Source organism: Microbacterium sp. 13-71-7, from assembly GCF_002257455.1.
Lineage (GTDB): Bacteria > Actinomycetota > Actinomycetes > Actinomycetales > Microbacteriaceae > Microbacterium.
The window spans coordinates 1-9,666 of sequence record NZ_NCKN01000158.1 but is presented as its reverse complement, the minus strand read 5'-3'; the positions used below and the strand labels follow the sequence as shown (position 1 = coordinate 9,666).

9 protein-coding genes and 1 other RNA gene are annotated in these 9,666 nt (G+C 71.8%); 7 read left to right on the top strand and 3 right to left on the bottom strand.

What is annotated here, in order from left to right:
- The coding region (locus B7X32_RS14455; RefSeq protein WP_292720964.1) for an aminotransferase class V-fold PLP-dependent enzyme at positions 1-925 on the top strand (925 nt) is incomplete at its 5' end.
- Between the two features lie 19 nt (positions 926-944).
- Here B7X32_RS14455 and B7X32_RS14450 read toward each other — a convergent pair.
- Positions 945-3,017 carry a heavy metal translocating P-type ATPase gene (locus B7X32_RS14450; protein WP_292720966.1) on the bottom strand — a complete coding sequence of 691 codons (2,073 nt, stop codon included), beginning with the start codon at positions 3,015-3,017 and terminating at the stop codon, positions 945-947.
- 187 nt (positions 3,018-3,204) lie between these two features.
- On the opposite strand from B7X32_RS14450, the gene B7X32_RS14445 reads away from it, so the two are divergent.
- Together B7X32_RS14445 and B7X32_RS14440 are read left to right on the top strand one after the other, a co-directional pair.
- Positions 3,205-3,609 carry a YchJ family protein gene (locus tag B7X32_RS14445; RefSeq protein WP_292720962.1) on the top strand — a complete coding sequence of 135 codons (405 nt, stop codon included), beginning with the start codon at positions 3,205-3,207 and terminating at the stop codon, positions 3,607-3,609.
- A 49-nt stretch (positions 3,610-3,658) separates the two neighbouring features.
- On the top strand, positions 3,659-4,411 hold the full coding sequence (locus tag B7X32_RS14440) for a C4-type zinc ribbon domain-containing protein (protein WP_292720959.1): 753 nt from the start codon (positions 3,659-3,661) through the stop codon (positions 4,409-4,411).
- Positions 4,412-4,429: 18 nt separating this feature from the next.
- Here the strand turns inward: B7X32_RS14440 and B7X32_RS14435 are convergent, their stop codons facing one another.
- On the bottom strand, positions 4,430-5,269 hold the full coding sequence (locus B7X32_RS14435; protein WP_292720956.1) for an aldo/keto reductase: 840 nt from the start codon (positions 5,267-5,269) through the stop codon (positions 4,430-4,432).
- A gap of 144 nt (positions 5,270-5,413) precedes the next feature.
- On the opposite strand from B7X32_RS14435, the gene B7X32_RS14430 reads away from it, so the two are divergent.
- Both B7X32_RS14430 and rnpB read left to right on the top strand, forming a co-directional pair.
- A complete protein-coding gene (locus tag B7X32_RS14430; protein WP_292720953.1) occupies positions 5,414-7,144 on the top strand; it encodes a bifunctional 3'-5' exonuclease/DNA polymerase in 1,731 nt (576 codons plus the stop codon).
- A 12-nt stretch (positions 7,145-7,156) separates the two neighbouring features.
- An RNA gene (rnpB, locus tag B7X32_RS14425) (RNase P RNA component class A) lies at positions 7,157-7,520 on the top strand.
- A 79-nt stretch (positions 7,521-7,599) separates the two neighbouring features.
- On the opposite strand, the gene ppgK is transcribed toward rnpB, so the two are convergent.
- On the bottom strand, positions 7,600-8,343 hold the full coding sequence (ppgK, locus tag B7X32_RS14420; RefSeq protein ID WP_292720951.1) for a polyphosphate--glucose phosphotransferase: 744 nt from the start codon (positions 8,341-8,343) through the stop codon (positions 7,600-7,602).
- Positions 8,344-8,409: 66 nt separating this feature from the next.
- On the opposite strand from ppgK, the gene B7X32_RS14415 reads away from it, so the two are divergent.
- Together B7X32_RS14415 and B7X32_RS14410 are read left to right on the top strand one after the other, a co-directional pair.
- The gene (locus B7X32_RS14415; protein ID WP_292720948.1) at positions 8,410-8,613 is read left to right on the top strand and encodes an SPOR domain-containing protein; all 204 of its coding nucleotides are present in this window, start codon (positions 8,410-8,412) and stop codon (positions 8,611-8,613) included.
- Between the two features lie 5 nt (positions 8,614-8,618).
- Positions 8,619-9,666, top strand: a 1,048-nt coding sequence (locus tag B7X32_RS14410; protein WP_292720945.1) for a glutamine synthetase family protein, incomplete at its 3' end; no start/stop codon positions are given.

Sequence of the window (9,666 nt, the reverse complement as noted above, 5' to 3'; positions counted from 1 at the left end):
GCTCGCCACCGGGCGACGATGCCTCATCGTCCGCAACGGCCTGTTCTCCTACCGCTGGTCCCAGATCCTCGACGTCGGCGACATCGCCCAGAACACGGTGGTGTGCACGGCCCGCGCCGAGTCGGAGGATCCGCAGTCCGCGTGGGCGCCGGCGCCGATCGACGAGGTCGTCGCCGCGATCCGCGCGCAGCGCAGCGAGGTCGTCTTCGCGCCGCACGTGGAGACCGCGGCGGGCATCCTGCTGCCGGAGGAGTATGTGCGCGCCCTCGCCGACGCCGTGCACGAGGTCGGCGGACTGCTCGTGCTGGACTCGATCGCGTCCGGCGCGATCTGGGTCGACATGGACGCGCTCGGCGTCGACGTGCTGCTGAGCGCGCCGCAGAAGGGCTGGAGCGGATCCCCGGGGGCCGGCTACGTCATGCTGAGCGATGCCGGACGCGAGGCGGTGACCTCGCGCACCTCGTCGAGCTTCGCGATCGATCTCGCCCGATGGCTGTGGATCTCGGAGGAGTACGTCGCGGGGCGCGCGCCGTACCACGCCACGATGCCGACCGACACGCTCGCGCGCAACGCCGTCGCCATGACCGAGACCCGCGAGCGCGGGTTCGAGGCGCTGCGCGCCGCGCAGTGGGATCTCGGCACCCGCGTGCGCGCTCTGCTGGCCGAGCGCGGGCTGCCCTCGGTGGCGGCGGATGGCTTCGCCTCGCCGAGCGTCGCGGTCGTGCACACCACGGATCCGGGACTGCGCACGGGCGCGCTGTTCCGCGAGCAGGGACTCCAGATCGCGGCAGGAGTGCCGCTGCACTGCGGCGAGCCCGAGTCGTTCTCGACCTTCCGGATCGGACTGTTCGGCCTCGACAAGCTCGCGGACGTGGACGGCACGGTCGATCGGCTGTCGGTCGCCCTGGACCGGATCGGACTCTGAGCCCGACCCGGTCCTGTGCTCAGCGCGAGCGCTGCTCCGGCCCTGCGGCGACGCTCTCCGGCCGCAGGTCGAGTCGGCGCAGCAGCTGCGCGTTGAGGGCGACGACCACGGTGGAGACCGACATCAGGATCGCGCCGACCGACATCGGCAGCAGGAAGCCGATCGGGGCGAGCACGCCCGCGGCGAGCGGGACGGCGGCCAGGTTGTAGCCGGCGGCCCACCACAGGTTCTGCCGCATCTTCCGGTAGGCGGCGCGGGACAGCTCGATCGTGGCCACGACGGAACGCGGATCCGAGCTGGCCAGCACGACCCCGGCGGATCCGATCGCGACGTCGGTTCCGGCCCCGATCGCGATGCCCACGTCGGCCCGTGCGAGCGCCGGCGCATCGTTCACGCCGTCGCCCACCATCGCGACCGTCCGTCCCTCCGCCTGCAGCTCGGCGACCCGTGCCGACTTGTCCTCGGGGCGCACGCCCGCGAAGTACCGCTCGATGCCCAGTTCGGCGGCCACGGAGGCGGCGACCGCCTCAGCGTCGCCGGTGATCATCACGACGTCCACGCCGCGCTGCTGCAGCGCGCGCACCGCCGCACGGGACTCCTCCCTGATCGCGTCGGCGAGCCGGAGCGCGCCGGCCGTGCGGCCGTCCACGAGCACATGCAGGATGATCGCGCCCTCTGCACGCCATCCCGCCGCCTCCGGCATCTCCGCCGCCCCCGCCTGCCGGAGCAGTGCCGGTCCGCCGACGTCGACCGTGCGCCCGTCGACGACGGCGCGCACGCCGAGCGCCGGCTCGGAGCGGAACCCCGACACCGCGCCACGGGCGAGGCCGCGGCTCTCGGCGGCGGTGCGGATCGCGGCGGCGAGCGGGTGCTCGGAGTCGGACTCCGCCGAGGCGGCCAGGCCGAGCGTCTCGTCCTCGGTGAACCCCTCGGCCACGGCGATGCCGGTCACCGCGGGCGCCCCTTCGGTGAGGGTGCCGGTCTTGTCGAACAGCACGGCGTCGACCTGACGCATCCGCTCCAGCGCCATCCGGTCCTTCACGAGGATCCCGCCGCGCGCCGCGCGCTCGGTCGCGATCGACACCACGAGCGGGATCGCGAGCCCCAGCGCGTGCGGGCAGGCGATCACGAGCACGGTGATGACGCGGACGACGGCCGCATCGGGCAGCCCGATGGCGGTCCACACGATGGCGGTCAGGATGCCGGCGAGGAGGGCGAACCAGAAGAGCCACCCCGCCGCGCGGTCCGCGAGGCGCTGCGCGCGGGAGGACGAGGACTGCGCCTCGGCGACCAGTCGCCCGATCCCCGCGAGGGCCGTGTCGTCCCCGACCGCGGTCACCCGCGCGCGCAGCGCGGAGTCCGTCGCGATGGTTCCCGCGACGACCTGATCGCCGGTCGTCCGGGGCACCGCCCGGGACTCGCCGGTGATCATCGACTCGTCCACGTTCGCGGATCCGTCCACGACCACCGCGTCGGCCGGCACCCGGCCGCCGGGGCGGATGAGCACCATGTCGCCGACGCGGAGGTCGGCCGGGGCGACGAGTTCGACATCGTCGCCGTCCACGCGCTCGGCCTGATCGGGCAGGAGCGCGGCGAGCGAATCGAGGGCGGAGGTCGTCTGCGCGAGCGAGCGCATCTCGATCCAGTGCCCGAGCAGCATGATCACGATGAGGAGGGCGAGCTCCCACCAGAAGTCGAGCTCATGGTCGAGGAGCCCGAGCGTTGCGCCCCAGGAGGCGAGGAAGGCGACGGTGATCGCGAGCGCGATGAGCAGCATCATCCCGGGGCGCCGCCCGCGGATCTCGGAGATGGCGCCGGTCAGGAATGGCTGCCCGCCCCAGACGTACAGCACGGTGCCGATCACCGGCGGGATCGCCTGCAGCACGAACACGTCCGGCACGTGGTAGCCGACGAGCATCGCGAACATGGGGGAGAAGGCGACGACCGGAACCGCCAGCACCAGCATGATCCAGAAGAGGCGGCGGAACCGTGCGACGTGATCGCCATGACCGGCATGGCCGCCGTGGCCGGCGTGGTCCTGCGATCCGGTGTGATCGGAGTGGCCGGGGTGGTCCGCGTGCGCGTCGTGCATCTGCGTGTGATCCGTCGCGGCGTGCATCTCGTGTCCCGCTCCGTGATCGTGCATCGTGTGATCGTGCATCGCGATGCCGTCCGCGGGGTGGCCGCCGTGCTGCGTTCGTTCGTCCATGATGTGCCCAACCATATACCCCCTAGGGGTATTCCGGAAGAGATGCTCGACACGGAATAGGCTGGACGTGATGAACGAGGCACCGACGTCCGAGCGGGGCGGGCAGCGGTGCCCGTGCGGCAGCGGCGACGTCCTCGACGCCTGCTGCGGTCCGATCCTGGACGGGCGCCCCGCGCCCACCGCAGAGCGTCTCATGCGCTCGCGCTACACCGCATTCGCGCTCGGCGACGCGGGGTATCTGCGGCGCTCCTGGCATCCGTCGACCCGCCCGGCGAGCCTCGACATCGACCCCGAGGTGCGCTGGCTGCGCCTCGACATCCTGGCGAAGGTCGGAGGAGGGCCGTTCGACCAGGACGGCATCGTGGAGTTCGAGGCGGTCCACCGCGACCCGAGCGGACGCGGGGTGCTGCACGAGCGCAGCCGCTTCGTGCGCGAGGGCGGGCGCTGGTACTACGTCGACGGCGACCTGTCCTGACCCCGGTGGCGCGCACGGCGGCGCGCTCGTCTGGCGTAGGTTTAGGGGCGTGAAAGCCAATCCCGCGCACCAGATCGTGCTCCTCGACATCGCCGACATCGACCGCCGCATCGCGCAGGCCGACTACGCGCGGACGCATCCGGTCCAGGGGGAGCGGATCAACGAGCTCGCCGCCCTGCGGCAGGGCCAGCTGCGCGAGCTGACCGTGCTGTCCGGTCGGCGCGACGACGTCCAGGCGGAGCTCAAGCGCCTGGAATCCGACGTGGCTCTCGCCGCGCAGCGCCGAGACAGGGATGCCGGGCGGCTCGCCGCGACGCAGAACCCCAAGGACGCCGTCGCGCTCGAGCAGGAGATCGCGAGCCTCGGACGACGGATCAGCGATCTCGAGGACGCCGAGCTCGAGCTCATGGGTCGCCTCGAGGACGCGGAGGCCGCTGTCTCCGTCCAGCAGGCGCTCATCGACGAGACCGTGGCCGAGGGCACGCGACTGACAGCGGAGGCCAAGGCTCTCATCGCCGCGGCGACGACCGAGGGCGAGCAACTCGCCCGCGACCGGGTCGCCCTCGTCGACTCCGTCTCCCCGTCGCTCATGGCCGAGTACCAGCGCCGCGTGGGCCGCACCGCGGGCGCCGCACTGCTGCGCCGTGGCACCTGCGAAGGGTGCCGCATGGTGCTCTCCGGGATCGATCTGAACGTCATCCGTCAGGCTGCGGACGACGACGTCGTGTCCTGCCCGGAGTGCGGCTGCATCCTGATCCGCACCGAGGAGTCGGGGCTGAAGAGCTCCGCCCCGGCGGACTGAGCCTGCGGCGCAGCGCCCTCAGAACTCCTCGTGGGTGGCGGGATCCGCGCCCCAGAGGCGCCCGTCCGGTGCGCCGAGCGCCGTGATCTCGGCGATCTCCTCGGCGCTGAGCCGCACCTGGGCGGACGCGAGGTTCAGCGCCTGATGCTCGGGCGACGCCGCCTTCGGGATCGCCACCACGCCGCGGCCCGCGTGCCAGGCCAGCACGGCCTGCGCCGGCGTGATGCGGTGCGCCGCGGCGACGCGGGTGATCGTGGGATCGTCGAGCACATCGCCGGCCCTGCCGAGGGGGCTCCACGCCTCGGTGACGATGCCCTGGGCGCGGTGGTAGGCCAGCGCCTCCTCCTGCGGGAACCGCGGGTGCAGCTCGATCTGGTTCACGACGGGCCGCACCCCGGTCGCGTCCTCGATGCGCTCGAGGTGCTCGGGGAGGAAGTTCGACACGCCGATCTGGCGCACGAGCCCGCGCTCTCGCGCCTCGATGAGCGCCTGCCAGGCCTCGACGTAGGAATCCACACGCGGCAGCGGCCAGTGGATGAGGAACAGGTCGATCGCTTCGACGCCGAGGCGGAACCGGCTCTCCTCGATCGCGACGAGAGCCTTGTCCCGCGCGTGATGGCGTCCGGCCAGCTTCGAGGTGACGATGAGCTCCGCGCGCTCCACGGCGGCCCCGGAGATGCCCCAGCCGACAGCGCCCTCGTTCTCGTAGTTGAAGGCGGAATCGATGAGCCGGTATCCGCTCTCGATGCCGCTGCGGACCGCGTCCGCGCCGGCCTCTCCGCGGAAACCGTAGGTGCCGAGACCTTGCGCGGGCAGGGTGAAGCCGTTGTGGGCGATGAAGGGCGATGCATCGGACATGGGGGACTCCTCTCCGGTGACTCCACGCTAACCGTCGCCGGCGCGGAGCGCGCGGTGCGCGATACATGCCGACACACCCGCGGCGCGACTCCGGCGCGACGCGGCTGCCGGTCCGGAGCCCGATGAGGGCGTAGATTCGAAGACATGATCGAATCGGCTGCTCCGCACGAGATCGTGCTGGGGCGGTCGGCCCGGCCCGACGCGTGGTCGCTGGTGCTGTTCGACGACGAGGGCGCGGAGCAGAGCCGGCACGAGGTCGCCGCCTCCGCGCTGACCGCCGAGGTCTCCCGCCTCGAGGCGGCCGCCAGCCCGCGCTGGGTGGTCCGGCATCTCCGTGACGTGTATCCGCCGCTGCTCGCCGCGGGGATCAGGATCCGCCGCGCTCACGACCTGCTGCTGTGTCACGCGATCCTCCGCGACACGACGAGCCTGGCGGATCCGATCCCGTCCTCGTCGCGATGGGTCAGGGCGGATCCGCTGGCGACGACGATCGAGACGCCCGCGTTGTTCGACCTGCACGAGGTCTCGCCGCAGCGCCCGGGCGACACCTCTGCGGAGATCGACGAGCTGCTGGCCGAATACGCCCGCCAGCGCGACGCCCTGCGCCTCGCACCCGACGGCCGCCTCGCCCTGCTGTGCGCGGCGGAGTCGACGGGGGCTCTCATCGCGGAGGAGATGACGGCCGCGGGCCTGCCGTGGAGCACGGCGGTGCACGAGCGCCTGCTCGTCGAGGCGCTCGGTCCGCGCCCGGCGCCGGGCGCGCGGCCGATCCGGATGGCCGAGCTCGCGGTCGCGATCGGCGAGTCCCTCGAGGACGCCACGGTCAACCCGGACAGCCCGCCGCGTCTGCTGAAGTCGCTGCGCCGGGCTGGAATCCTGGTCGACTCCACCTCGCGCTGGGAGCTCGGCGAGATCGAGCATCCCGTCGTCGAGCCGCTTCTGACGTACAAGAAGCTCGCCCGCCTGTACACGGCCAACGGCTGGTCCTGGCTCGGAGAGTGGGTGCGCGAGGAGCGCTTCCGGCCGATCTACCTCACCGGCGGCGTCGTCACCGGCCGCTGGGCGTCGAGCGGCGGCGGCGCGCTGCAGATCCCGCGGAGCCTGCGCCCCGCGGTGCGCGCCGACGACGGCTGGACGCTCGTCTGCGCCGACGTGGCGCAGCTGGAGCCGCGCGTGCTCGCGGCGATGTCGAAGGACCGGGCGATGGCCGCGGCCGCGAAAGGCGCCGACCTCTACGAGGGCGTCGTGCGCTCCGGTGCGGTGCAGACCCGGCAGGAGGCGAAGTACGCGGTCCTGGGTGCGATGTACGGCGCCACGACCGGTCCCAGCGGCCGGCTCGGCCCTCGGCTGCGGAGCGTCTTCCCCCGCGCGATGGCGCTCGTGGATGCGGCGGCCAAGACGGGGGAGGACGGCGGCGTGGTCTCGACGCTCCTCGGCCGCAGCTCGCCCCGCCCCGACGCGCTGTGGGCGGCTGCGCAGGCGCGCGCGAGCGACCCGGACGCGGACGGGGCCGACGAGCGGGTCGCGCGGAGCAGAGCCAGGGATCGCGGCCGGTTCACGCGCAACTTCGTGGTGCAGGGCACCGCGGCCGAGTGGTCGCTGCTGTGGCTGGCCGAGATCCGGCACCGCCTTTCGGCCCTCCCCGACGCGCGCGACCCCGCGCCCCGCTCCGGCCCGGTGTTCGCGCGCCGGGCGCACCTGGCCTTCTTCCTGCACGACGAGGTGATCGTGCATGCGCCGCTCGAACAGGCGGAGGATGCCGCGCGCGTGGTGCAGGACGCGGCGGACGCGGCGACCCGCCGGCTGTTCCCCGGGTTCGAGATCGACATCCCGCTCGATCTGCGGATCGCGGAGGACGCGGGCAAGGACTCGTAGACTGGAGTCGAACGGGTCGGCTGGACGGTCGCGTGGCGGGAGACCGCACCGAGGAACGTCCGGGCTCCACAGGGCAGGGCGGTGGGTAACACCCACCCGGAGCAATCCGCGAGACAGTGCCACAGAGAGAAGACCGCCCCGCAAGGGGTAAGGGTGAAAGGGTGGTGTAAGAGACCACCGGGGGCCGTGGTGACACGGCCCGCCAGGTAAACCTCGCCCGGAGCAAGGCCAGACAGGGGATGTTGACGCGGCTCGCCGAGTCCCCGGGTAGGCCGCTGGAGCGGCGCGGCAACGCGTCGCCGAGAGAGATGACCGTCGAAGGGACACCCCGAGAGGGGCCCCGGCACAGAACCCGGCGTACAGGCCGGCCCGTTCCCCTCACGAAGAAGGCCCGGATCCGCGAGTGCGCGGATCCGGGCCTTTCTCGATGCGTGAAGTCGCCGAGGGCTCTGGCGTCAGTCGCCCGCCAGCGAGGCCGCGCCGATGATGCCGGACGAGTTGCGGTGGATCGCCGCGACGATCGGGGTCTTCAGATCCAGCAGCGGAATGAACTTCTCCGGGTGCTTGGAGACGCCGCCGCCGACCACGAACAGGTCGGGGCTGAACAGGAACTCCACGTGCGAGAAGAAGTCCTGCAGTCGTGCGGACCAGTCCTCCCAGCTCAGCTCGTCGCGCTCCATGGCCGAGTAGGCGGCCCACTTCTCGATCGACTCGCCGCGGAAGTTCAGGTGCCCGAGCTCGGTGTTCGGCACGAGCACGCCGTCGTACAGGAAGGCGGAGCCGATGCCGGTGCCCAGCGTCGCGAGGATCGTGAGCCCCCTGGCGTCGCGCGCCGCGCCGTGGCGGCTCTCTGCGACTCCGGCGGCATCCGCGTCGTTCACGAAGTGGATCTGGCGACCGAGGCCGTCCTCGAAGAACTGCTCGGCGTCGAAGCCGATCCACTCCTTCGAGATGTTCGCGGCGGACAGCGTCTTGCCGTACTTCACGATCGCGGGGAAGGCCACGCCCAAGGGCAGGTTCGAGTCCTGCACGCCCAGCGTCGTGAGCACCTCTTTGACGGCCGCGAGCACGTCGGCGGGCGCCGCGCCCTTCGGGGTGGGGACCCGGATGCGGTCCGATTCGAGGGTTCCGTGCTCGAGGTCGACGATGCCGGCCTTGATGCCGGTTCCGCCGATGTCCACGCCGATCGCTTTTGCCATGCGCAACAGCCTAGCGAGACGCGGGCGCGCCAGTAGGATCGTGACAAAGGCCTAGGAGGAGCAGCGATGTCCGGCGAGAACAAGTACTGGTTCAACAGCAGCACCGGTGAGGTCGAGTACGGTCTGGAATCGCCGTCGATCGACCGCATCGGGCCGTTCGACACCGCCGAGGAGGCCGCTCGCGCGCCCGAGGTGCTGCAGGAGCGCTCCAAGGCGTGGGCCGACGAGGACGCGGCCGAGGACAACTGGGGCCCGGACGGCGCTCGATGAGCGGGATGGACAAGCAGCGCGACTTCGTCCTGCGCACGATCGAGGAGCGCGGCGTCAAGTTCATCCGGCTCTGGTTCACCGACGTGATCGGCACCCTGAAGTCGGTCGCGATCGCGCCGGCCGAGGTCGAGGGTGCTTTCGCCGAGGGCATCGGGTTCGACGGCTCCGCGATCGAGGGCCTGACGCGCACCTTCGAGTCCGACCTGCTGGCGCAGCCGGATCCGACGACCTTCCAGATCCTGCCGTGGCGCGGCGAGATCGACCCGACCGCGCGGATGTTCTGCGACCTGACCACTCCAGACGGGCGCCCCGCGGTGGCGGACCCGCGTCACGTGCTCAAGCGCACCCTCGCCAAGGCGGCCGATGCGGGCTTCACCTTCTACACGCATCCCGAGATCGAGTTCTACCTGCTGAAGTCGTCGCAGTTCGGTCCGGAGGGACCGGTCCCGGCGGACTCCGCGGGGTACTTCGACAACGTCCCGGGCGGCACGGCGCACGACTTCCGCCGCAGCGCGGTGCGGATGCTGGAGGACCTCGGCATCTCGGTGGAGTACAGCCACCATGAGGGCGGTCCCGGCCAGAACGAGATCGACCTGCGTTACGCGGACGCGCTCACCACCGCCGACAACATCATGACCTTCCGCACCGTGGTCAAGGAGGTGGCGATCGAGCAGGGCGTCTACGCGACGTTCATGCCGAAGCCGCTCAACAACCACCCCGGCAGCGGCATGCACACGCACCTGTCCCTGTTCGAGGGCGACCTGAACGCGTTCTACGAGGAGGGCGCGCGGTACCAGCTCTCCCGCACGGGACGCCAGTTCATCGCCGGGCTCCTGCGCCATGCGAACGAGATCGCAGCCGTCACGAACCAGTTCGTGAACTCGTACAAGCGGCTCTGGGGCGGGGACGAGGCGCCGAGCTTCGTGACCTGGGGCCACGCCAACCGCTCCGCGCTCATCCGCGTGCCGATGTACAAGCCGAACAAGGGCCAGTCGACGCGGATCGAGTACCGCGCACTGGATTCCGCCGCGAACCCCTATCTCGCGTACGCGC

Excerpts from the sequence above, each read along its gene's own strand:
- B7X32_RS14415 (WP_292720948.1), top strand. The coding sequence starts at position 8,410 with ATGTCCGGCGAGAACAAGTACTGGTTCAACAGCAGCACCGGTGAGGTC.
- B7X32_RS14435 (WP_292720956.1), bottom strand. The coding sequence starts at position 5,269 with ATGTCCGATGCATCGCCCTTCATCGCCCACAACGGCTTCACCCTGCCC.
- B7X32_RS14450 (WP_292720966.1), bottom strand. The coding sequence starts at position 3,017 with ATGCACGACGCGCACGCGGACCACCCCGGCCACTCCGATCACACCGGA.
- ppgK (WP_292720951.1), bottom strand. The coding sequence starts at position 8,343 with ATGGCAAAAGCGATCGGCGTGGACATCGGCGGAACCGGCATCAAGGCC.
- B7X32_RS14430 (WP_292720953.1), top strand. The coding sequence starts at position 5,414 with ATGATCGAATCGGCTGCTCCGCACGAGATCGTGCTGGGGCGGTCGGCC.
- B7X32_RS14445 (WP_292720962.1), top strand. The coding sequence starts at position 3,205 with ATGAACGAGGCACCGACGTCCGAGCGGGGCGGGCAGCGGTGCCCGTGC.